The 22,353-nt window shown below is 42.5% G+C and carries 21 protein-coding genes; 6 read left to right on the forward strand and 15 right to left on the reverse strand.

From position 1 onward, the window contains the following. Positions 1-16 precede the first annotated feature (16 nt). A complete protein-coding gene (locus FQ084_RS07510) occupies positions 17-505 on the reverse strand; it encodes an Lrp/AsnC family transcriptional regulator (RefSeq protein WP_149490008.1) in 489 nt (162 codons plus the stop codon). Between the two features lie 230 nt (positions 506-735). Between FQ084_RS07510 and leuA the strand changes: the two genes are divergently transcribed. Together leuA and FQ084_RS07520 are read left to right on the forward strand one after the other, a co-directional pair. Beyond that, complete coding sequence (gene leuA / locus FQ084_RS07515; protein ID WP_149490009.1) at positions 736-2,520, forward strand: 2-isopropylmalate synthase; 1,785 nt, start codon at positions 736-738, stop codon at positions 2,518-2,520. 324 nt (positions 2,521-2,844) lie between these two features. Beyond that, positions 2,845-3,462: a hypothetical protein gene (locus FQ084_RS07520; RefSeq protein ID WP_149490010.1), complete on the forward strand. Its 618-nt coding sequence runs from the start codon at positions 2,845-2,847 to the stop codon at positions 3,460-3,462. A 127-nt stretch (positions 3,463-3,589) separates the two neighbouring features. Here FQ084_RS07520 and accC read toward each other — a convergent pair whose 3' ends face one another. The 5 genes from accC to FQ084_RS07545 form a co-directional block, all read right to left on the reverse strand. Next, entirely contained in the window at positions 3,590-4,951 is a 1,362-nt protein-coding gene (gene accC, locus FQ084_RS07525; protein ID WP_149490011.1) for an acetyl-CoA carboxylase biotin carboxylase subunit, read from the reverse strand. 159 nt (positions 4,952-5,110) lie between these two features. Next, positions 5,111-5,539, reverse strand: a complete 429-nt coding sequence (gene accB / locus FQ084_RS07530) for an acetyl-CoA carboxylase biotin carboxyl carrier protein (protein WP_149490012.1) — start codon at positions 5,537-5,539, stop codon at positions 5,111-5,113. Positions 5,540-5,788: 249 nt separating this feature from the next. Further along, positions 5,789-7,156 carry an MATE family efflux transporter gene (locus tag FQ084_RS07535; RefSeq protein ID WP_149490013.1) on the reverse strand — a complete coding sequence of 456 codons (1,368 nt, stop codon included), beginning with the start codon at positions 7,154-7,156 and terminating at the stop codon, positions 5,789-5,791. A gap of 343 nt (positions 7,157-7,499) precedes the next feature. Further along, the gene (locus FQ084_RS07540) at positions 7,500-8,540 is read right to left on the reverse strand and encodes a hypothetical protein (RefSeq protein ID WP_149490014.1); all 1,041 of its coding nucleotides are present in this window, start codon (positions 8,538-8,540) and stop codon (positions 7,500-7,502) included. Positions 8,541-8,684: 144 nt separating this feature from the next. Further along, positions 8,685-9,176, reverse strand: a complete 492-nt coding sequence (locus tag FQ084_RS07545) for an EVE domain-containing protein (RefSeq protein ID WP_149490015.1) — start codon at positions 9,174-9,176, stop codon at positions 8,685-8,687. Between the two features lie 253 nt (positions 9,177-9,429). On the opposite strand from FQ084_RS07545, the gene hemW reads away from it, so the two are divergent. Then, a complete protein-coding gene (hemW, locus tag FQ084_RS07550; protein ID WP_149490016.1) occupies positions 9,430-10,797 on the forward strand; it encodes a radical SAM family heme chaperone HemW in 1,368 nt (455 codons plus the stop codon). Between the two features lie 69 nt (positions 10,798-10,866). On the opposite strand, the gene FQ084_RS07555 is transcribed toward hemW, so the two are convergent. Continuing rightward, entirely contained in the window at positions 10,867-11,007 is a 141-nt protein-coding gene (locus tag FQ084_RS07555) for an entericidin A/B family lipoprotein (protein ID WP_011280495.1), read from the reverse strand. Between the two features lie 254 nt (positions 11,008-11,261). Between FQ084_RS07555 and FQ084_RS07560 the strand changes: the two genes are divergently transcribed. Continuing rightward, the gene (locus tag FQ084_RS07560; protein WP_149490017.1) at positions 11,262-11,834 is read left to right on the forward strand and encodes a tRNA (cytidine(34)-2'-O)-methyltransferase; all 573 of its coding nucleotides are present in this window, start codon (positions 11,262-11,264) and stop codon (positions 11,832-11,834) included. A gap of 78 nt (positions 11,835-11,912) precedes the next feature. Here the strand turns inward: FQ084_RS07560 and FQ084_RS07565 are convergent, their stop codons facing one another. The 4 genes from FQ084_RS07565 to tusD form a co-directional block, all read right to left on the reverse strand. Continuing rightward, positions 11,913-12,296, reverse strand: a complete 384-nt coding sequence (locus tag FQ084_RS07565; RefSeq protein ID WP_149490018.1) for a TusE/DsrC/DsvC family sulfur relay protein — start codon at positions 12,294-12,296, stop codon at positions 11,913-11,915. Beyond that, the gene (locus tag FQ084_RS07570) at positions 12,293-12,646 is read right to left on the reverse strand and encodes a hypothetical protein (RefSeq protein WP_149490019.1); all 354 of its coding nucleotides are present in this window, start codon (positions 12,644-12,646) and stop codon (positions 12,293-12,295) included. The genes FQ084_RS07565 and FQ084_RS07570 overlap by 4 nt, the downstream gene beginning before the upstream one ends. Positions 12,647-12,784: 138 nt before the next feature. After that, positions 12,785-13,108 carry a hypothetical protein gene (locus FQ084_RS07575; protein ID WP_149490020.1) on the reverse strand — a complete coding sequence of 108 codons (324 nt, stop codon included), beginning with the start codon at positions 13,106-13,108 and terminating at the stop codon, positions 12,785-12,787. A gap of 96 nt (positions 13,109-13,204) precedes the next feature. Continuing rightward, positions 13,205-13,648, reverse strand: coding sequence for a sulfurtransferase complex subunit TusD (tusD, locus tag FQ084_RS07580; protein WP_149490021.1), 444 nt, complete (start codon positions 13,646-13,648; stop codon positions 13,205-13,207). A 310-nt stretch (positions 13,649-13,958) separates the two neighbouring features. Between tusD and glnE the strand changes: the two genes are divergently transcribed. Together glnE and FQ084_RS07590 are read left to right on the forward strand one after the other, a co-directional pair. Continuing rightward, positions 13,959-16,808, forward strand: coding sequence for a bifunctional [glutamate--ammonia ligase]-adenylyl-L-tyrosine phosphorylase/[glutamate--ammonia-ligase] adenylyltransferase (gene glnE / locus FQ084_RS07585; RefSeq protein ID WP_149490022.1), 2,850 nt, complete (start codon positions 13,959-13,961; stop codon positions 16,806-16,808). 283 nt (positions 16,809-17,091) lie between these two features. Next, positions 17,092-18,021 (forward strand): branched-chain amino acid transaminase, encoded by a 930-nt coding sequence (locus tag FQ084_RS07590; protein ID WP_149490023.1) that lies wholly within the window; start codon positions 17,092-17,094, stop codon positions 18,019-18,021. Positions 18,022-18,135: 114 nt separating this feature from the next. Here the strand turns inward: FQ084_RS07590 and FQ084_RS07595 are convergent, their stop codons facing one another. The 4 genes from FQ084_RS07595 to FQ084_RS07610 all read right to left on the reverse strand — a co-directional run bounded on the left by FQ084_RS07595 (position 18,136) and on the right by FQ084_RS07610 (position 22,332). Further along, the gene (locus FQ084_RS07595; protein WP_149490024.1) at positions 18,136-19,068 is read right to left on the reverse strand and encodes a ChbG/HpnK family deacetylase; all 933 of its coding nucleotides are present in this window, start codon (positions 19,066-19,068) and stop codon (positions 18,136-18,138) included. Beyond that, a complete protein-coding gene (locus FQ084_RS07600) occupies positions 19,065-19,559 on the reverse strand; it encodes a GtrA family protein (protein ID WP_149490025.1) in 495 nt (164 codons plus the stop codon). Before FQ084_RS07600 ends, FQ084_RS07595 begins: the two co-directional genes overlap by 4 nt. An 8-nt stretch (positions 19,560-19,567) precedes the next feature. Then, positions 19,568-20,662: a glycosyltransferase family 2 protein gene (locus FQ084_RS07605; protein WP_149490026.1), complete on the reverse strand. Its 1,095-nt coding sequence runs from the start codon at positions 20,660-20,662 to the stop codon at positions 19,568-19,570. A gap of 62 nt (positions 20,663-20,724) precedes the next feature. Beyond that, positions 20,725-22,332: a glycosyltransferase family 39 protein gene (locus FQ084_RS07610; RefSeq protein ID WP_149490027.1), complete on the reverse strand. Its 1,608-nt coding sequence runs from the start codon at positions 22,330-22,332 to the stop codon at positions 20,725-20,727. Between the last annotated feature and the right edge of the window lie 21 nt (positions 22,333-22,353).

Here is a 22,353-nt window from a genome sequence, read left to right on the forward strand (position 1 = left end):
CACATTAACCGCCACACTAAACCACACTACGGCTAAATACTTCCCGTAACTCAAAGCTGGTATGGACTTGTGCCACGCCTTCGATACGATTCAATCGGTGCAATAAAAACTCCTCATAATGCGCCATATCGCGTACGCGTACTTTAATGAGATAGTCTTCGGTGCGACCCGTGACAATACTACAGCTGACCACTTCATCAAAACTTTGGATTTTCTCTTCAAAATACTCAAAGCGATCTGCGGTATGCCGATCCATACTAATCGCGATAAATACTGCCAAAGGGTAACCGAGTTTTTGCGCATCGGTCTGAGTATGATAGCCAGTGATGATACCAGCATCTTCTAAGCGTTTGATACGACGCGCGCAAGGAGTAGCAGATAGATTGACCCGTTCGGCAAGCTCGGTAATACTCATACGTGCATGGGTTTGTAATAAGCGTAATAACTGTTTGTCGGTATCATCTATATCAACGAGTAATAAGCTGTTTGTATGATTATTTAGCATGTAATATCGCCTTATAGGTGAATTAATCTAATTATAATCATTAGTGTAAAGTTTTTCACTAAAATAACGTAAAATTTTGTGAAATAAAGCTGATTTCTAGCGCAGAAACTTTGTTATTATAATGGCATAAAATTTTATTATCTCGTATGATAAAGAATGATTTGGTCAATAGTTGCCCAGCTAAAAATCTACTCTTCAACTCATCTTTTCATTTTATCTAAGGATTGATTATGCCTAGTCAAGCAACACGCCATGCAGACAGTGCGTCTGTAAAGATTACCCCGAAAAATGCCGCTTTCGATTTCCGTAAATATCGTCCATTTGCGTTTGCACCTGTGCTGACAGATCGCACTTGGCCGAGCAAAACGATTGAGAAGTCACCAATTTGGGCAAGCGTGGATCTGCGTGATGGTAATCAAGCACTGATTGATCCGATGACTATTGAACAAAAAATGCGCTTTTTTAAAACCTTAGTGGACGTTGGTTTTAAAGAGATTGAAATCGGTTTCCCCTCAGCTGCACAAGTTGAGTTTGATTTTGCGCGGAAGTTGATCGAAGAAAACCATGTGCCTGCTGATGTTACCTTGCAAGTGTTGGTGCAGGCTCGTGAGCATTTGATTGCCCGTACCTTTGAGTCGTTAAAAGGAGCGAAGCGTGCCATCGTACACGTTTATAACTCAACGTGCCGTATCCAACGTGAAAAAGTATACGGTAAAGATAAAGCTGAAATTAAAGAGATTGCTATTAGCGGTGCTAAATTATTGGTTGAATACGCGGCCAAATATCCAGAGACAGAATGGGTATTCCAGTATTCACCTGAGAGCTTTAGCCAAACCGAAACGGAATATGCGGTTGAGGTCTGTGACGCGGTTTGTGACGTTTGGAAGCCTGAGAACGGTCAAGAAGTGATATTAAACTTACCTGCAACGGTTGAAGCATCAACACCAAACGTGTTTGCTGACCAAGTCGAATATTTCTGCCGTCATCTTGCCAAACGTGAGCATGTGACTATCAGTTTGCATACCCATAATGACCGTGGCTGTGCGGTGGCTGCTGCTGAGCTTGGTGTGCTTGCTGGAGCAGATCGTATTGAAGGAACCTTGCTTGGTAATGGTGAGCGTACCGGTAATATGGATATTATGGTCATGGCGATGAACTTGTTCAGCCAAGGCGTCGATCCAGAACTTGATTTTAGTAATATGAGTGAGATTGTACAGGTGGTGAGCGAATGTAATAACTTGCCACTTCATCCTCGTCATCCGTACGTTGGCGAACTGGTCTTTACCGCCTTTAGTGGCTCGCATCAAGACGCCATCAAAAAATGCCTCGATTATAATGAACAGCATGCCGAACAGACGGAAAATGTTTGGGATGTCGCATATTTGCCGATTGATCCGGCGCATATCGGTCGCAGCTATCAAGACGTGGTTCGTATCAATAGCCAATCTGGTAAAGGTGGCGTTGCTTATATCTTGCAGCGTAACTATGGCTTTAATTTACCACGCTGGATGCAGATTGACTTTAGTAGCGTAGTACAAAAGCAAGCGGAAAGCGCTGCTCGTGAATTGCAGAATGATGAAATCTTACAAACCTTTGAAGATACTTATTTGCAGCAAGGCAGCTTTGAGCTTCTAGATTATAGTGTCAATAACAAGGGCGGCGAGGTGTACTTTAACGGTCAAGTACAGATGAATGGCGATACCATTACTATTGATGGTACAGGTAACGGTCCTTTGTCGTCGTTTATTGATGGACTTGCGCAGCATACTGGCAAATCCATTCATGTCATCAACTACGCTGAGCACGCGATTAATCCGCAGCATAATAGCGGTGATGGCATCGATGATGATACCAATAATGACAACAAAACCAATGCCAATGCTGCCGCTTACATTCAGCTAAATGTCGATGGTGACGTTTATTCAGGCATTGGTACCTGTAGTAGTACCGTATCGGCAATGCTTAAAGGTGCCTTATCAGCCTTTGCGCAGGTAGCCAATACTGTTACTGCTTAATAAAGTAATAATATTGGTATTAAGACAGCTCATTTAACACTTTAATCTATAACGTCATGGCTAATTGCAATAAGCCATGACGTTTCTTTATATTAGAAGCTATTTTTATTTGAAAGAGTCTTATTTAAAAATATCCTCTTAAAGTATTATTTAAGGAATAGTTGTTTTAATTAATTGTGATGGTTTATTTTTTTATCACTGGACTTGTGATTAGTTAATGCTATTACGACTAATAGCATAATGTTACTTGTATTTTTGGTGTCTAAGACTTACGCTAATGTATACATCATTCATTATTATAATATTAGAAAAACAAGGTTAATTATGGAACCTATATCATTTGCTTCATTCACATTGGCATCTATTTTAGCTTCATTGCCGGCGAATGGTGAAGCTGTCAGTAAGCCCACGATTACCACCCATATCAGTCCTGCCATTGCCGGACAGTGGGAGATAGATTTGGACAGTAGCATCACGATGACCAAAGAAGCACAAGCCAGACAAGCGGCACCAAACAGTCTAAAAGAGAAAAGTAATGAGCCAAAAATAAATGCTGATGCTAAAGATGGGTTGCTGACCCAAAACGAAAAACGTATTGTTAATATTCAGCCGAGTAGCAGTCAAAAACTGATGGCTTCAGCGGCGAAATCCAATCAATGCCGTGAGTTATATAACTTTGCTGCTGATAATGAGATGTGGGCGGTCAGCGGTAAAGAATGGACGTACGGTCGCTACTTAGTCACCCACCGCGAAGAAGGGCTACCAATTATTGCCATCAAGACGGTGTATGACAATAATGAGGTCGATTGCTCAGGCAATCAGATAGATCAGACGGGTGAGGCGCTGATCGCGTTTTTAAACCATGATGGCAACCAAATGCAGTGGTGTGCCGACCCTGATGGTACAGAATGCTTTATGAATTTCAATAGAGTGTTGCCGTAGGACGTTATCTTTATTTATAAAATTCAAAACAGTTCTTTATGAAATTAATATTAAAATAAAAAACCGCTACCTAAATAAATAGGTAGCGGTTTTTTATTTTAATATTAAACAAGAGCTTAAAAACAGCTTATGAATCAGCCTTGTCTTTATTAGCCGTTAATAACTCTCTTTCGAGATAATGAATGTTTTGTGCTTCATGAACAAAATTATCATCGGCTAAAATAACATCACGGTGCATTGGTATATTGGTTTTAATACCCTCAATCACCAATTCATCAAGTGCGTGTAACGTTTTAGATATCGCTTGCTGGCGAGTCTGACCATGACAGATAAGCTTGCCTATAAGTGAGTCATAATAACTGGGAATCTCATAACCTGGATATAGATGTGAGTCAAAGCGAACACCAGCCCCACTAGGTGCATACAACTGAGTGACCGTACCAGGTGATGGCATAAAAGTTACTGGATCTTCAGCATTGATACGACATTCAATTGCATGACCTTGGACCTCAATGTCGCTTTGACGATAGGACAAACCGTAGCCCGCTGCGATTTTAAGCTGCTCAACGACCACATCAATACCAGTAATCATCTCAGTGATGGTGTGCTCAACCTGCACCCGTGTATTCATCTCGATAAAAAAGAATTCATTATTTTCAAATAAAAACTCAAACGTACCAGCACCGCGATACTTGACCAGCTTACAAGCTTTGACACAAGCATCAAGGATAGGCTGACGTACATCATCAGGGATATCAGGGGCAGGGGCCTCTTCTAGCACTTTTTGATGGCGGCGCTGTAAAGAGCAATCACGGTCATAAAGATGAATCGCATTACCATTGCCGTCACCAAGTACTTGTACTTCTACATGGCGGGGATTTTGTAAGTAACGTTCCATATAGACTGTATCATCGCCAAACCATAGCTCAGCTTCTTGCCTAGCGGCTTGCACTTGACCAATGAGCTCATCAAAGCGTTCAACAACGCGCATACCACGACCACCACCACCTGCAGCTGCCTTAATGATGAGCGGAAAGCCAATATTACGTGCTTGCTCTTCAGCATTGTGCATGGTAACTGCACCAACTGAACCGGGTACCGTTGGCACACCTGCTTTTTTCATCGCATTAATAGCAGAGACTTTATTACCCATTAAACGAATATGGTCAGCACTAGGACCAACGAAAGTTAGACCTGCTTCTTCAACGCGTTCAGCGAATTCAGCATTTTCAGCTAAAAAGCCATAACCAGGATGGATGGCATCAGCGCCCGTAATTTCAGCAGCGGTCAAAATGGTATTTATATCAAGATAGCTTTGGTTGGCATTGGGTTTACCAATACAGATTGCTTCATCAACAAAGCGTAAGTGCATCAAATTTGCATCAGCCGTAGAATAGACACCGACGGTCTCTATGCCAAGAGCCTTACAAGCTCGAACGATACGTAGGGCAATCTCACCTCTATTGGCGATGAGCAGTTTTTTTATCATGGGATGATCCTTGTTGAAGCGGCAGTCATTGATAAATTCGCTATTTTAGACATCATAGAAATAAATAACGATGCGTCTCATTTAGGTTTCTTGAGCGCTGATGCCGTATCAATAATAACGAGGTCTCAATCATTACAAAGTAAAGGCTAGCGAATATCGTTATGCTTTGTAGCGTATAACCGGCTGACCAAACTGCACAACATCAGAGTTGTTCACTAAAATTTCATCTACAATACCGCTTTGAGTCGCTTCAAGAGGATTCATGATTTTCATAGCTTCAATAATACCAAGTGTGTCACCCGCTTGTACTTTTTGTCCGACTTTTACAAACGGCGGATCATTAGGGCTCGGGGCTGAATAGAAGACACCAACCATTGGCGATGTTTCAACGCTACCAGCTTTGGTAGCGGATTTGGCTTCAGCAGCGATTGGGGCGGCGCCAACAGTCGGTGCGGCCATCATCGTCGGTGCTGGCGCATCATAGTGACGAGTTAAACTAATATGCTCGTCGTCTGAGCTGATTTCTAAATTAACCAGTTCACTTTCTTCCATGAGTGCGATCAGGGTGCGTATTTTTTCAATATCCATAATTTTAATTTTGCCTTGTACTAAATTCGAGAAAATAATGTAACTAAATATTGTGTTGGTAATTGCTAATGATACCTATATTCACGCCAATGAGCAATCGATGTACAGTTGTTAACTGAGTTTTTTTACATATTATGACGTAAGCTATCTTAAGCGTAAGAAATGTACAATGATTTATCATAGTCTATGTGACAAGGTAGCGCTAGTAGTGGTTACTAGACGCTACGATTGCTAAAGGTCATTACGACATTAAGCCCACATCGTCGTCAAGCGTTTTTGCTGATAGCGCAAACGTAAGGTAAGCAAAATAGAAGATAGGAATAATCCAGTGATAAGCGCCATCCAAAAACCCTGCGCGCCTAGATCGGTGAAACGTACCAGATAAATACCTAGCGGTAGCGCTACTATCCAATAACAGAATAGCGTCACCCACATCGGCACAGTAGTATCTTGCATACCGCGCAATATCCCAGCGACATTGACCTGCCAGCCATCAAATAACTGATAAGCCAGCGCAAAGATAAGCAGATGCATGGCTTGTGCTCGTACCACCGGGTTGTCAGTGAAGGCTGCGGCCAATTGTGGTCTAAATAACCAAACCCCAATCATACAAGCCAGTGCAATGATTACCGTCCATATCAAACCCGTGGCTTGTACTTGACGCAATGCCATCAGATTCTTTTCACCAAAGCGGTTGGAGACCATAATGGTGAGTGCCATAGCGACTGAGATGGGAATCATAAACAGCTGTGAGGTCACTGATAGTGCCACTTGATGCGAAGCGGTCGCAAGCTCACCTAAGGGGCTGATCACCAATGCTCCTAAGCTAAATAAACTGGCTTCAAAAAAGATAGAAATGCCAATCGGGATACCAAGCTTTAATAGTTTTTTTATTTGAGCGCGATTGGGACTGGCAAAACCGTAAAAGAAGCGCGTACTGGCAAATTGCTGACGCTGAGTAAAACTGGTATAAGTCGCTAATAGTAAGACATTAATCCAAAGGACTATGGCGGTTGCAACCCCGCAACCTGCGCCGCCCATCTCAGGCATGCCAAATAAGCCATGGATAAAAATATAGTTAAGCGGAATATCGGCAAGCAGCCCGATGATACTGATAACCGTCACAGGCTCGGGTCGACCAAGCGCCTCACAATAACTACGCAGTACCGCATAGACAGCAATCGCAGGGAAACCAAACGATACACCACGTAGATATTGGGAAGCGATCGGCTGGATGTTTTCTGGAACACCCATAATTCCAAGTACGTTGGGTGCTAAATTGACAACAATAAAGCCAATGATACCAATGACGCCAGCGGTCCATAAAGACTGCTGGGTAATGTGTGGTACTTGGCTGTGTTTGTTTTGCCCTATTGCTTCGCCAATGAGCGGCGTCGTGGCAATTAAAATGCCAGTCGCTAATAAAAACAGTGGCAGCCAAATACCAGAACCGACGGCTACTGCGGCCAAATCAAGAGCGGAAACTTGACCCGCCATAATGGCATCGACAACCCCAAGTGCTGCTTGACAAAATTGGGTAATTAAAATGGGCAGTGCAAGTACGCCTAGGCGTAAGCTATAACTTTTAAAATCTCTGAAAGATAATGGGAAAACCATAATGAGCAACTTTTTATTCTTTGCGGTAATTATTGTAGATGAGCAAATGCTGCTATCAACAAGGTAATAGCGAGACAGTAAAATAGGATTCGTGCGACGATAATACTCCGATAAATAATATGAGCAAGTTCATTCTGAGTAACAATAGATGGACAGAGTATAAAAATAAAATGGGCGACCCTAAAATAAAAATAACCCGTCAATCCGTGAGAGGAATCAACAGGTCATCATAAGAAAAAATGTTAAATAAGTTGGGGTTGGATGTCAACGTTTTAGCAGCGTTTGCTAATGCTTAGATTCATCGAAGATTTATCAGCCTAGCGCTATATATAAAATCAAATATTTACAATGATTCAGGTAAGTCTTGCACCAACGCTTGATAGCCAATCAAGGTGTTGTTTGAATCGAATGCCTGTACGACAATGGCATAATTGGTTGACTTATCTGAAACCACAGGAGAAAACTGGGTTTCAAGATTGCTTAATACCAAATTTTGGACATAACCGTTAGCACCGGATTCTGCTTTATTAACATCAATTTGACTCACTAAGACATTCTTAGTATTGTTAGGGTTTTGCCACGTGACGGTCTTTTGGCTACCATTACCGATAATATCGAGATTTAGAGTGCCAAGTTTATAATCGAGCGGATAGGTCTTGAAGTTAGAGCGGTCACTGATAGTATAAGTAACCTGACAATTATCTTGACCACTTGATAGCTTTTTACCACCGAGACCATCTTGGTATTCAAAACTGCCTTTCCAAGGCTTACCGATTTCATTTTTTGCAAAATTACCAGCAAAGGTTGTTAATAGGTTTGGTGTCTCTATGCCTAAATCACTGACATATTTAATATCTAAAAATTCTAATGTATCAAGGCTGCCAGTCACTTTCCCAGCGATATAGTTATCGACTTTAATAGCTGAATTGATACCTAAGGCATTGTTCTCTTGGCAAGCTTGCTGCTGATAACTAAAGCTACCATCAACACTACCAGCCCCATCTTTACTGATGTCAAAGTATACAGCACCGATATCGATGTCACTGTTATCACCGTCATCGATTTCGACAAAGTGCCCAACATAAAGACCACCGCGACCGCCTTCTGGCGTTAGTTTATCCAAGAACTTATCAAGCGATTCCTCTGGTAAAAAGACAGACTCCAAAATCTCAGCCATAGATTTTTCATCATCGCTCAGCTTATCTTCGACTGCTTTATACTTCTCTTTTACTTTATCTTCCAAACGGTCGTATTCGTTTTTTACTTGATCTTCTACGCGATCATATTCTTTCTTAACTTTATCGCCATCACTGCCACAGGCGCTTAGGGTAAGACTTAGTACGCTGGCCGTTAATACAGATAATAGTAGCTTGGGTGCGCTCATAAATGAGTCCTGATGATTGATTGCTATGATAGAGAAGGGTAAATGAAAAATTAATTTCTGTGCATAAATATAGCAAACTCCATTAGATATGTACGCGGATAAATGTGCGCTGATGACATAGAAATTCTTACGCCATCGTTACTATCAAAGACTGTCATCTGCTGATAACAGGTTAAGATCTTCTGCCATATCCATAATCGTGCTCCAATGTTTGGGTTCAAGCGGAAGGATAGTCAGCTGCTCACAGCCTTTTCTCAGTAATAAGGAATCCTCAAGCGCAGGTAAAAATTTGAGTTGGGCTAATGGCAATATATCCGTAAAAGCTTGCTCGAAAGTCACATCGACCATATACCAGCGTGGCTCATCCTCAGTTGCTTTGGGGTCATAATGCCGATGTTCGGGATGAAATTGGGTGCTGTCAGGGTAGCCGGCTTTACTGATAGTCACAATGCCAGCGACACCAGAAGGCTTGGCGCTTGAATGGTAGAAAAATGCTTGATCGCCGACCTTCATATCGTCACGCATAAAGTTGCGAGCACGGTAGTTACGGACGCCATCCCACATTTCGGTACCTGCACGTTGTAAGTCTTCTATATTAAAACAGCGGGGGTTGGATTTGATAAGCCAATAGGCCATTATTTTTATCCTTTTAAGAGTTGTTATTCTAGTAAAAATGATTTTAAAAGCTACTAATAACGTATTGTCATTTTAGGTGGTCATTGCGTTTGCTTACTGTTTCATCTATCAGATATTCACTTAAACACCCGTTTTTTTAATGCTTTTATAGCTAATTTATGGTGACTGGGCTTTTCTTTAGCTCTTACAGCCGTTATCCTAGCGCTACTTTCTGCTCATCACTGCAGATCACCCTTTATAGATAAGTCCGCTTATGTCAAATATAAAACCTTTTCATTCTTCTAGCGATATTGGCTCTGTTAATCGTGACAATATAAGTATGCTCAATGTAAGAGAGATTCCGCTAGCGCTTTATATCCATATCCCATGGTGCGTCAAAAAATGCCCTTATTGTGATTTTAATTCGCATGAACTGCCGATTGACAGTCAGCTATCTATGTATGATGAGTATGTCGATGCGCTATTACTCGATGCAGCAGCGCAGCAGCCGTTAACCCAAGGGCGAGAAATCAGCTCAATATTTATCGGTGGCGGTACACCCTCGCTACTGCCCATTGACCAGTACCAGCGTTTATTTAACGGTTTGCGTAAGGTTTTTAGATTCTCAGATGATATTGAAGTCACGATGGAGGCCAACCCAGGCACCCTTGAGCATGCACCATTTGCTGAATATTTAAAGGTAGGCATCAATCGTTTGTCTATTGGGGTACAAAGCTTTTCTGCTGAGCAGCTCACCACGCTGGGGCGTATTCATAATCCAGCCCAAGCGCTCTCTGCCATTAAAGCGGCTCGTAGCGCTGGATTTGAGCGCGTCAATGTAGATTTGATGCATGGACTGCCGCAGCAAATGATGAGTGAAGCGTTGGAAGATATCCAAATCGCGCATGACGCAGGTGCCACTCATATCTCATGGTATCAACTAACCATTGAGCCAAATACTGTGTTTTATCGCAGTCAGCCGATTCTACCCGATGAGGATAACTTGGCAGATATCGAGCAGGCCGGTCAGGCACTGCTTGAGCGTTTAGGCTATAACAATTACGAAGTGTCGGCATGGGCAGGCGCGTCCGATAAACCTTGTCGTCACAACGTCAATTATTGGCAGTTTGGTGACTATTTGGCGATTGGTGCAGGTGCTCACGGTAAAGTTACCATTGATGACGCCGCGATTAAAGAGTGGAATGCGGAGAAGGTGTCAAATGAGGCGTTGAAAGAGGCATTAAAGGAGACAGTAGGCGAGTCAGGTATTTATCGCTTTAGCAAATCACGTATGCCCAAAGACTATATGGAATACCAAGACAAGGCTCAGCAGAATGAAACAAGTGAGCAAAATCAAATAATAACTATGATGCTAAAAACGCCAATGCCGCCAAAAATGGTAGGCTGGCAGGCAATTGCGAGTGATGAGCTGGTCAGTGAGTTTATGCTTAATGCTTTACGCTTACATGATGGTGTGGCGTGGTCATTGTTTAAAGCTCGTACGGGGCTTAGCTATGACAGTATTGCTGTAGAGGTGAATAAACTCATTAAACAAGGTCTTTTGATAGATGACAATGAACATTTACAGCCGACTGCATTGGGTAGAAGGTACCTTAATCAAATACTAAGAGTCTTTTTATAAAGGCAGGAAACAAAAAAGAGGCTTACCAAATGATAAGCCTCTTTAAAATAAGTCTAACAAGATCAGAGCTTAGATTTTGTTTTGTACTTCTTGTGCAGTACCACTTACAGCGCTACCAGCGCTTGATACGTCTTGGCCTAGACCTTTAAAAGTATTACAACCAGTTAATACAAACATAGCAGCCAAAGATGCGATAACTAATTTTTTCATAATTTTTTCCTCAAAAAAGACAGGGTGTTATAAGTAATAACAGTAAAACCTAGCATTTTGCTTAAGTTTTACTGAGGGGTTGCAGGATACGATGATAATGTTTTTGGATCATCTCGTTATCCGTTACAGCCATCATAATCAAAGTTAAAATCAGAGCACAGTATCAAAATGTAATTATTGGCAGTAAACTGTAACTTTTGATTACGCCTGCTATATACGCCCAATATAAAGTCCAAACCATTGACGGAGTTCGTATGACCATTCATATCGTGTTGGTAGCGCCAAAAATGCCTAGTAATACGGGTAATATCATTCGTCTGTGTGCCAATAGTGGGGCGCAGCTACATTTGGTCAGGCCGTTAGGGTTTGAGCTCGACGATAAAAAGCTACGCCGTGCAGGCCTCGATTATCATGAATATGCACATCTGCAAGTACATGATGACTGGGCAATGACCAAGCAAGCGCTGCAAGCTGCGGGTTGCGATACTATTACGGCGCTGACGACCAAGCTGAGTAAACCATTTTATGAGTATGATTTTAGCGTGCAGAAGACTGACCATACAGATAATCAGTCGACTACTAGCCCATCATCAAATCATGTTGCTCTAGTTTTCGGTTCAGAAACGGCAGGGCTGCCAGATGATATCCGTGCCGATATTGGTGCTGATAACTGGCTACGATTGCCAATGCTTGCTGATTCGCGTAGTCTAAATCTGTCTAATAGCGTGGCAATATGCTTGTATGAAGTCTGGCGACAGCAAGGGTTTGACGGCGATGAAGGGCGCAGTATCGGTTATAACACACTGACGGTTTATGATCCGAAATAGAGAAGGTAGTTAAGTTAAAAAAAGGTTAAATAAAATCATCGGTTTGATTTTTTAACCTCTTTTTTTGTAGCACGTTTTTTATAAACAATTAGGCGGTTTTGGTAAGCCAGCAAGACGATTAACATGACGGGCGACCAAGCCAGTATTAAATAGCTGCTGTAGCTTTTGATTACTGATGTCATGATCGGGTAAGGTTTGCTGTAGCCATTTAATCAGCGGACGGGTAGCAGGCGCGTGGTTAAATTTGACATAAAATGTGCGTACTTGCTGCAAGATGTCCAAATGTTCAGCATTAATAGTCACATCAATAGTGTTAGCTAGCTGCTGCGCGATAGCAGGCGTCCAAATTGTATGGTCGCATAAATGCCCGTCTTGGTCTAATGCTACGTCACGTGTTACATCAGAAGATGCAATAGAAACAGATTCAGAGGAAGTGGAGTCAGAAGCTGTAGAGTAAGTCATAAGGCAATCGTTACCACTTTATCAAAATTGGTACCGTCAGCGAGAGTGTTTTGAGTCAAGGCAACCCATTCACTATCGCTTAAAACAGCAGTTAATTTGGCAGTGAGATTAAGCTTAGCGCTTGTATTGTCGCTCAGCTGCGCCACATCCTCTGTGAGAGCATAAATAGCAGCGATATCTTCTATCTCGATGCTCTCAAGGTCACCCAAATAGGCATTAAACCAGTCAACAAAAGCGACGGTTGATCCTAATAATATGATGCTATCACCCGCATGCCATGTCGATGCCATTTGTTCTGTGCTGCGTCTGAGCGTGTCCATAGTGCAATGTAATTGGTATAAAGTTGCCATAATCATCGTGTCCGCTTTCTTACTGTATTTATTGTCATATTAAGCTAAGTATTAAGAATAGAAATTCGCACTAATATTTGAGATTTATAGTGGTTTGAAAGTTAGAATTTCAATTGTTGATATTTCTAAATACTGATGTCAAAAAACCAGAATCTGGTCAAAATCTTGCGAATTTATTCCCTCTGGTATCAAGGTCAGTTGGGTCGCCAAATCAGTCGGTAGCATACCCGTAATCCAACCGCTAAACACATCGTCAGGTAACCAAGCGGCTGGCATATCATATAATTCAAGCGACTGAATCATGCCGTGCAGACGTGAATCAGGCTGCATCAAAAAGCCAAATACAGGCGCATCTAAATACAGCTGTACCTCATGACCAAAAGTAGCTAAAGTCAAAGCCAGCGCGCAGCCTTCATAGCTTGTCATCTCAGTAGGTGTGTGCAAGCGAATGAGTAATTTCATGATGTCTTCCTAATCTTATGTATCGCTAGCCGCTATTGCTAAGCCGCTTATCAATAATCTGGCTGTTTTTAGAGCGAGCTATGATTTCAATGCTGATTAAAACTGTATCAAACGACAGTCGCCTTGCATCATCATGGCAAGCTCACTCAGTCCAACCAACTTAAAACCAGCTGCTAGATTTTCGCTATCTAATTGATGACGGGTACTATTTTCACTATCTGAAATACCACGGCTGAGGGCCGTACTGACACAAACTGGGAGCGCCAACTGATATTGTTTGGCAAGCTTTTGCCATTCTTGAGTGATATTCATCTGGTCTGCTGATTGCCAGCGTAATCGATTGGCCGTATTGGCAGCATCCGCATAGAAAAAAATATTTAACGACGCATGCGGGTTTGCAGGGCGGTCGCTATTATCGGTCTTATCATTATTATTCGTGTCAGTGCTTTCTAGATAAGTACGAGCATAGCGTAGCGCAATATGTGCCAACGGCTGGCTGGGATCAGCAGTAATCAATAATAGCGGGGTTGAGGTCGTCATAATCGCGGTGTCACTTATGATTAATGAGTATGAATAAAAAAGCACAGCGCCTTAAGTTTTTTAAGACTCAAGATTTTAAGGCTTAAGTTTTGAAGCCTTTTAAGCATTGGCTATTGTAGCATTATTCACGAATTTTTCTTATGTTCGTCAGTTCTTAGTTAGTAGAGTGCTGTCAATAGCATGGTTGAGAATTTATGCTACTATAAAAACCCTAAAATAAGATTGTTTATAGCCACTTTAATATTATAAAAATAATTTTTCCGATTGATGTGGTTTTTATAGCTTTATGCTGCAAGGAGTTGTCGTCGTTATGCTATCTACCGTACTTAGTGGTACAGGCTTCCAGCCCGCACCAGAGCAGCTACAAGTGCTACAGACTGCAAGTGAGTTTGCTTATCAGGTTTGGCAAAGTCGAACGGGCGCTTGCCAGACGTTTTTGCGCAGTTATCCGTTACAAAGCACCTTAACACGCCAGCAAATTGACGATTTGATTCAAGATTATACCTTGGATGAGAATTACCAACTTGCCAATGAAGCTAAGGTGATGAGCGGCTTGCGGCATTTGCGTATGTTGTTAATGATGCGCTGGATTTGGCAAGATGCCTTGGCAATGATTGAACTTGAGCAATTGACCGATGAGCTGTCTGAATTTGCGGATGGCTGTATTTTATTTGCCAAAGACTATACCTACCAGCAGCTGATTGCGCAATATGGGCAACCGACCTTTATTAATGCGCAGGGCAATGTGCAAATGGATGATATGGCGATTATGGCGATGGGCAAGCTTGGCGCCCATGAACTGAATTTATCCAGTGATATCGATCTTATATTTGTCCATCAGGCGCGCGGTGAGACAGACGGTGACAAAGCAAAAGGTACGCGCAGCATTGATAATAAGCGTTTTATGACGCGGCTTGGACAAGGCATTATTAGACTGCTCGATAATAATACCGCTGATGGCTTTGTGTTCCGAGTCGATATGCGCTTGCGTCCTTGGGGTGATGGCAGTGATTTGGCGATTCATTTATCAGCACTACAGAAGTACTTTGCTCAGCATGGGCGGGCATGGGAGCGTTTTGCTTGGCTCAAGGCACGGGTGGTTGGGCACATAGAACAGCCGTTTTACGACGATATTCAAGCGCTGATTAAGCCTTTTGTGTTTCGTTATTATGTTGACTATAGTGCTTTTTCGGCCTTGCGAGAGATGAAGTCCCTCATTCAAAATCAAGTCGCTCAACGTGAGGATTTGGACAATATAAAGCTTGGCGCGGGTGGTATTCGAGATATTGAGTTTATTGTCCAAGCCTTCCAATTGATCTATGGTGGGAGGCATCCGCAGCTACAGGTTAAGTCTTGTTTGGCGGCGATGCAGGCGCTCTGTCAGCTTGAGTATTTAGAGCAGACCACTTATCAAGAGCTACAAGCCGCTTATCGTTTTTTACGTCGTCTTGAACACGGTATTCAAGCAATTAATGATCAGCAAACGCAGCGCTTGCCGCATGATAGACAATGGCAGCATAATTTGGCGGTCACACTTGGCTTTAATGATTGGCAAGGGTTATTAGCGACACTCAATCATCATCGCTATCATGTTAATGTGCCGTTTGAGCGTATGGTCACCGAACGGCAAATACCGGATCAAGACGATGACGAGCTTGAACCGGAACGTTTGAATGAGCAGATTGCACGCTTAAATGAGGTATTAACTGAAGAAAATCGCGCGCGCTTACAAGGCTTTTGGCAGTCAAAAATGGTCGCTAATTTAAGCGATGAAGCGCGTGAGCGTTTGGATGACGCTTATCCTGTAATCGTCCATGCGTTACTTGCGCATCAAGAACAGCAGCAACTGGCCAATATTGCTTTGCCCCGTTTAATTACCTTGCTAGAAGCTATTTGCCGCCGTTCTATCTACTTAGTCATGATTGCAGAAAATCCCAATGCTACCGTTGAGCTGATTCCAATGTTATCAGCCAGCCCTTGGATTGCAAAAGAATTGGCGCAGTATCCCGTACTTTTAGATACCTTTTTACAGCAGCGCTATCGTCACTTACCGGACAAGCCGGAGCTACGTGATATTTTACGTCAACAGTTATTACGGGTTGAACCTAACGATGAAGAGGAGCTACTGAGCGTACTGCGATTATTTAAAAAGAACCAAGTATTGGCAGTGGCTGCCAGTGATGTGTTGGCAGAACGCCCAATTATGAAAGTGTCAGACTCACTGACTTATATTGCTGCTGTGGTACTCGAGGCAGCGCTTGAGCGTGCCTTTGCCGAAATCGTCAAACGCTATGGCTATCCGATTGCTCAAGATGGTGATCCGGTCACTGAAGCGGACTGCGGCTTTGCCATTATCGGCTATGGTAAGCTTGGCGGGTTGGAGCTGTCATACTCTTCAGATTTAGACTTGGTTTTTTTGCATAAAATAAAAGAGCAGGGCATGACCACGGGTGAAAAATCCGTCAGCGGCATGAAGTTTGCGGCACGTTTGGCACAAAAGCTGATGACGTACCTTAATACCCAAACCCGTGACGGCCGCGCTTATGAAGTCGATATGCGTCTGCGTCCCTCAGGTAATGCCGGCATGATGGTGGTTTCTTGTCATGCGTTTGAGACTTATCAGCTTGAGAAAGCTTGGTCTTGGGAGCATCAAGCGCTGGTGCGGGCGCGGGCCATCTGCGGTGATAAACGCGTGACCGCCCGTTTTTGTGATATTCGCCGAACTGTTTTGGCATTACCGCGTACGATTGAGCAAGTCCGCATTGAAGTCACGAGTATGCGTATTAAAATGCAAAAACATCTAGGTACCAGTCAATGGCAACAGCAAGCCGGCAAGTTCCATCTTAAGCAAGATGCGGGCGGCATTGTAGACATCGAGTTTCTCGCGCAGTTTGCGGTACTGGCTTATTCGCATGAGCATCCAACCCTGACCAAATGGAGTGACAATGTGCGCATTTTTGAAGAGATGGCGACTTTGGGTATTTGGGAGGCGAAGGTGTGTCAGGATTTGACCGATGCTTATTTACGCATACGCGCAGCGACGCATCAATTGGCATTGTCAGAGCAGTCGTTATTGGTTGATGAGGCGCTTTGGACAGAAACACGAGCACTGGTACAAACGCAGTGGCAACATCTGATGGGCGTAGACTCAGCAGAATAGCGCTGCTGTCATATAATGACACGGCCAAATGATACGATAAGAAGCACAGCGCTTCGATAGCCATTCTACCCAAGGGTGTATGAATAAAAGCCATGCAGTGATAAACTAAAATATTGTATTCGCTTCGCTTGCCGGTGATATAATCGCTGGCACATTAAATGTGTATATAAAAAATTGCACCTGAAAATAGACACTCAGTGTCAGCATACTATTTTAATTAAAATTATCTACTTAACACTCAACAAAAAAAGTTAGACGTCAGTGCTAGCATAAGGACTATTAAATGAATATGGCAACACAAGAAGGTAAGCTTTGGATGAATGGCACAATGATTGAACAGCCAGATGCCAAGGTTCATGTGCTTACACATAGCCTGCATTATGGAATGGCTGTGTTTGAAGGTGTACGTGCTTATCAGACTGCTGACAACCGTACGGCGATTTTTCGCTTAAAAGACCATACCGATCGTCTATTGGGTTCTGCAAAAATCTTCCAAATGAATGTGCCTTTTGATGCAGCGGCACTTGAGCAAGCACAAAAAGATGTGGTCAAACAAAATAACTTGGCAGAAGCCTATATTCGTCCGCTTATCTGGGTTGGCGCAGAAAAATTGGGTCTGTCATCGCGTGACAATAGTATCAATGCGATGGTTGCTGCTTGGCATTGGGGCGCCTACCTAGGTGAAGACGGTATCAAAAACGGCATTCGTGTAAAAACCTCTTCATTTACCCATCACATGACCAATGTGACCATGTGTAAAGCAAAAGCCTCAAGCAATTATCCAGTCTCTATCATGGCCAACCAAGAAGTGACTCGTAATGGCTATGACGAAGCAATTTTGATGGACCCACAAGGCTACGTCTGCCAAGGTGCTGGCGAGAACTTGTTCTTAGTCAAAGATGGTGTGCTGCATACACCAGATTTGGGCGGCGGTGCGCTTGACGGCATTACCCGTCGTACCATCATTCAATTCGCTGATGATTTAGGGATTAAAGTCGTTGAACGTCGTATCACTCGTGATGAGTTCTACTTGGCAGATGAAATATTTATGACTGGTACCGCAGCTGAAGTCACGCCTATTCGTGAGTATGATGATCGTACTATCGGTAATGGTGGTCGTGGCCCGTTGACTGAAAAACTGCAAACCTTGTACTTTGATGTAGTCCATGGTCGCAATGAGCAGTATATGGATTGGTTAAGCTTTATTGATTAATCTTTAAAACTGCGTTGTATGAAGTAAAAAAGCTAAGACTGTTTTGAGTCTTAGCTTTTTTTATTTCTGTTATTTAGCCATTCTTATTAGAGGTTTGGCTAAATGATCAAAAGCTTAGTAAGCTGAGGCAATATCTGACCAGCTTAGTAATCTCACATTATACTTATGCAATAAATCTTCAAACTCATGGCTTATTAGCCAATCATACTCCATCTCTCGAGCCGCTTTGATTTCATCTTCCCAATTATTGCTACCATTTTCAGGCACAGCAGGATGACACATAATCAAAGTAGGTGATAGGTGAACAGGTGTTGTCGATAGCGTGGAATTTAACGTAAGTGGCTTTGTAGATAAGCCAACATTACGCGGTGAACTTTGCAGCCACTGCTCCCACAGCAGCGCTAGCTTTTGATTATCAGCATTAAAACCATAGACCCCACCGAATTTATCATTGGTTTTAATATGGTTATGCTCACAGGATTGACGCCATCCATAGCCGCCCAAGGCGTAGATTATCCAAGATTTTAAATCTTTAATAAGCGGCGTGGTAACGCGTGCGCTCAGTGCACCTTTTGATATCTCGTTACTATAACGATTGGTCAACTCTTTAATTAAACAGTGACGAATAATCGGGAACTGATGGATATGTTGATGTCCGTCAATAAACAAGGGTGCATGATTAAAGCGATCTTCAAATCTATCCAACTGTTGTTTAATAATATCAGTTACCTGCATAGGATTAAATCGACGCAAGTAACTGTCGACGATGATTGATTTTAATGAACCACGTAGGGCAGAGGGGAATATCCCTGTTAAATCTAAATGTAAGCCGACATCTACATTGAAATTTTTAAGTTGATTGATATCGCTAGCTGTAATCGTACCGCCAACCATATAGCTAGTGGCACCAATACGACCAAGCTCGGCAAGATGGATAACCGCATCATTAACCGCAGTAGATAGCCCTAAATCATCAACATTGATAATAATAGGGCGTGAATAATCGGTTGGCGATGATGCTTGTTTTTGATAGTTAGGATGGCTCATGATTTAAACGCCCAAAACTTGCCCAACGCAAATGTCATCACCGTAATAACGCCAGTAACTAATAACCATATCATCATATAATACTGCTCGCCAAACCAATGTAGACCTAAAACAAATAAACTCTGATTGGCAATAAAACCTGCTGTGGAACTACTAAACCATTTGATTAGTGCAGATAGTTGCTTACTTCTATAGTTTTTACTATCGCTTTTAGTATTGTCGTTTTTAATAATATTGCTTTTGAAAGTAGGGCTATTCTGACTGGTCTCATGTGAGGTATTTGCCTGTCTAAAGGTGAGATAAAAATGCCCAAAAAAACTCACCACAAAAGCGATTAAAAAAGCACCTACGTTTGCCCATGCTGGAGTGATTGTAGTGATGTTGACAATACTCACTAGTACCAAAAAGTGCACCAAAGCTGCACTGGCACCGACTGCTAAAAACCGAAGTGCTTGCATGGAATTTGATTTTGTTTCTGCTGCTTTATTCATCAGCTTGTTTATCCATCATCTCTATCTATCGTAGTATCGATAGTAGCTTGTGAGTAATCATCAGCATATTGATGGTGAGTATTGGAGGATTTGCTATTAATGACCTCATCAATTAAATATAGTGGGCGCTGTTTGACCTCTTCATATAGCCTACCCACATATTCACCAATCACACCAATACAAACCAATTGAATACCAGTGGAAAACATAATCCCTGCTGCGACAGTTGCCCAACCTGCGACATCACTACCAAATATTAACGTATCTATTACAATATATAAGCCGTATAAAAAAGCCAATGCAGAGACGACAAAACCCATGCGTGATATTAGTCTTAATGGTCGTTGAGAAAATGAGGTAATGCCCACGAGTGCCAATTCAAATAAGCTACCATAATTAAATTTACTTTCACCAGTATCACGATTGGCAGCGGTAAAGGGCAGGTAGACCGTATTAAAACCAACCCAAGCATACAAACCTTTCATAAAGCGTTGGCGCTCTGGGAGTGAGCGTAAGGCATTTAATACCTTACGGTTCATCACTCGAAAATCGCCAGCATTGGGACGAATCTCGTAGCGTTGGCTGTCTTGGATAAAATGATAGAAACTGCTCTTTAAAGTTTTTGCCAACCTGCTCTCATGCGGACGATTGGCCTGAATGCCTGCAACCATATCAATATCTGATTGCTCAATCATCGCTAGCATTTGCGCAAGTATTGGTAAAGGGTGCTGTCCATCAGCATCAATCATAGCAACCATATCACCTCTCGCTGCGGCTAGCCCTGCACTGAGTGCAGGCTCTTTACCAAAGTTACGTGATAAACGTATGATTTCTAACTCTGTATTTGATGGGCGAGTAGTCATCAAATCTGTCACCACATCAACAGAATGATCGCGGCTACCATCATCAACAATAATAATCTCACAAGTTGCTATCGTCGTTTCACTGTTTTGTTGTGTCGATGAGCTATCTGTTACAGGAGAGCGCAGTGTCTGTGTAAACGCAAAGACTTCTGGTAAAAAGCCCTCTAAGGCATCAGCATCATTATACGCGGGTATGATAATAGATAAATAAGGGCGAGATTGCGACGGATGATGTGACATAAAAAACTCAATTAGTTTATTCAATATAAATGATCGTTAAGTAGGTATTTATAGACAATACATTATTTGGAATGCTGGAAGCAGCGGCTCGGAACATAAGCCACCCAGTTTATTAATAACGGCTTCTTTACCTTGTCATCACGCCAGTCAATTCGCCATTGCCCTTGTTGTTTGACCAAAGTGTTTTTATTGGCGTGATTGCTACCTAGTTCATTGGCCTTGATAACGCTGACATCGTCAAGCAAGGGCAGCACGATATCTTCCTCACTCTCTTGCCACATCACTAATGTACCGTGCTCTTGAAGACGCTCAATATTCATCCAAGGCGAATGACTGGCAGGTCCTGATATCATTTGTGATGGAAAGCCACTATTTATCGCTACTAAAGACCCAAGCCAGCGATCACCCGACACACTATCAAGTCTGCAGCTACTCAATGACTGCCAAGTATCTTGAGCTTGAATGGCTAACGCCTGTTCTGGCCATTGCATACGAGAAGGTTTATGGCGAATCTTATCCCCAAAACCCACATATACTATCATTAGGGCGGTGACAATAGACAACCAAATAACAAGTGCTTTACGAAGCTTGATAATGGTCAATAACTGAGTAGCGGGCGCGATAAATGAGGCTGCGAGCAGCCCCGACAACGCCCACATTGGCATACCCCACATATCACGCAACCCAAATCCAAATACCAAGCTTAAAGCGACTAATACGGCGATTGGTGATAACCACATATACCATAGCAATGACGCACAATTTGGCAAACTCTGTTTATAGCTAGGGACATTGACTAAATGTTTACGGTTGAAAACAAGCATGATTAATAGTGGAATATGCGCGACAAGCTGAGCAGTGATAAAGCTTATCCAACTAAAATGCCGCTTGATGTTATATGCACCAGCATCGACTTCTTGTGAGCGTCCACTTGCATAACTAAGCGGTAACCAATCATGGGCTATCAGCCAATATAAATGTGGGGCAAAGATTGCGAGCATCACAAAGGCCGCTATCCACGGCTTTGGCTGTTTTAAGAGCGGCCATTGTTTTGGCAGCACTAAATACAACGCCATTGGTATTAATAAAAATATCACCGTGTATTTGGTTAGCATGCCAAGCCCACCAAGTACACCCAGCAATAACCAATCTCTTAGACGGTTTTGAGTCAGGGATTGATAAAACGCTAAATACAGTCCTGCCCAGATAGGGAACTGAGCCACGTTATGATTGAACTCAAGACTAGGATAGGTGTAATAAACAACTGCAAAGGTTAATGTACTGCCTATCAAAGCAGTGGTAGGTGACCAGATTTTTTTACCTAACTGATAAAGTATGACTAAGGTAAGTAAGACATATAATTGGCTGAGCAAATAGGGACCTACATGTCCAAATAGCTCATAAAAGCTGTATAATATCCATGACGACAGTGGGGGGTGTTTATAGTAACCCCATTGCCATTCGCTACCCCAGCTGATGCCCTCGCTCACATCAAAGGGCACACTACTGGCGAGAAAGCTTGGTAAGATAGACCAAATCAAAAAATAAGTGATTAGCAATAAGCCAAACCAATACCAAGAATTTAATTTTTCATACTGATGTTCAGGCTTATTACTAGCACCATTATTTATAGGCTGAGTATAAGAGGATGATCTATCAGTGGGTGTCATAATAGGAGCCTTTAATAATAC

The sequence above is a fragment of the Psychrobacter sp. ANT_WB68 genome, from assembly GCF_008369115.1.
Taxonomy (GTDB): Bacteria; Pseudomonadota; Gammaproteobacteria; order Pseudomonadales; family Moraxellaceae; genus Psychrobacter.

Coding starts and splice junctions, on each gene's coding strand:
- FQ084_RS07510 (WP_149490008.1), bottom strand. CDS start 505: ATGCTAAATAATCATACAAACAGCTTATTACTCGTTGATATAGATGAT.
- leuA (WP_149490009.1), top strand. CDS start 736: ATGCCTAGTCAAGCAACACGCCATGCAGACAGTGCGTCTGTAAAGATT.
- FQ084_RS07520 (WP_149490010.1), top strand. CDS start 2,845: ATGGAACCTATATCATTTGCTTCATTCACATTGGCATCTATTTTAGCT.
- accC (WP_149490011.1), bottom strand. CDS start 4,951: ATGATAAAAAAACTGCTCATCGCCAATAGAGGTGAGATTGCCCTACGT.
- accB (WP_149490012.1), bottom strand. CDS start 5,539: ATGGATATTGAAAAAATACGCACCCTGATCGCACTCATGGAAGAAAGT.
- FQ084_RS07535 (WP_149490013.1), bottom strand. CDS start 7,156: ATGGTTTTCCCATTATCTTTCAGAGATTTTAAAAGTTATAGCTTACGC.
- FQ084_RS07540 (WP_149490014.1), bottom strand. CDS start 8,540: ATGAGCGCACCCAAGCTACTATTATCTGTATTAACGGCCAGCGTACTA.
- FQ084_RS07545 (WP_149490015.1), bottom strand. CDS start 9,176: ATGGCCTATTGGCTTATCAAATCCAACCCCCGCTGTTTTAATATAGAA.
- hemW (WP_149490016.1), top strand. CDS start 9,430: ATGTCAAATATAAAACCTTTTCATTCTTCTAGCGATATTGGCTCTGTT.
- FQ084_RS07555 (WP_011280495.1), bottom strand. CDS start 11,007: ATGAAAAAATTAGTTATCGCATCTTTGGCTGCTATGTTTGTATTAACT.
- FQ084_RS07560 (WP_149490017.1), top strand. CDS start 11,262: ATGACCATTCATATCGTGTTGGTAGCGCCAAAAATGCCTAGTAATACG.
- FQ084_RS07565 (WP_149490018.1), bottom strand. CDS start 12,296: ATGACTTACTCTACAGCTTCTGACTCCACTTCCTCTGAATCTGTTTCT.
- FQ084_RS07570 (WP_149490019.1), bottom strand. CDS start 12,646: ATGGCAACTTTATACCAATTACATTGCACTATGGACACGCTCAGACGC.
- FQ084_RS07575 (WP_149490020.1), bottom strand. CDS start 13,108: ATGAAATTACTCATTCGCTTGCACACACCTACTGAGATGACAAGCTAT.
- tusD (WP_149490021.1), bottom strand. CDS start 13,648: ATGACGACCTCAACCCCGCTATTATTGATTACTGCTGATCCCAGCCAG.
- glnE (WP_149490022.1), top strand. CDS start 13,959: ATGCTATCTACCGTACTTAGTGGTACAGGCTTCCAGCCCGCACCAGAG.
- FQ084_RS07590 (WP_149490023.1), top strand. CDS start 17,092: ATGAATATGGCAACACAAGAAGGTAAGCTTTGGATGAATGGCACAATG.
- FQ084_RS07595 (WP_149490024.1), bottom strand. CDS start 19,068: ATGAGCCATCCTAACTATCAAAAACAAGCATCATCGCCAACCGATTAT.
- FQ084_RS07600 (WP_149490025.1), bottom strand. CDS start 19,559: ATGAATAAAGCAGCAGAAACAAAATCAAATTCCATGCAAGCACTTCGG.
- FQ084_RS07605 (WP_149490026.1), bottom strand. CDS start 20,662: ATGTCACATCATCCGTCGCAATCTCGCCCTTATTTATCTATTATCATA.
- FQ084_RS07610 (WP_149490027.1), bottom strand. CDS start 22,332: ATGACACCCACTGATAGATCATCCTCTTATACTCAGCCTATAAATAAT.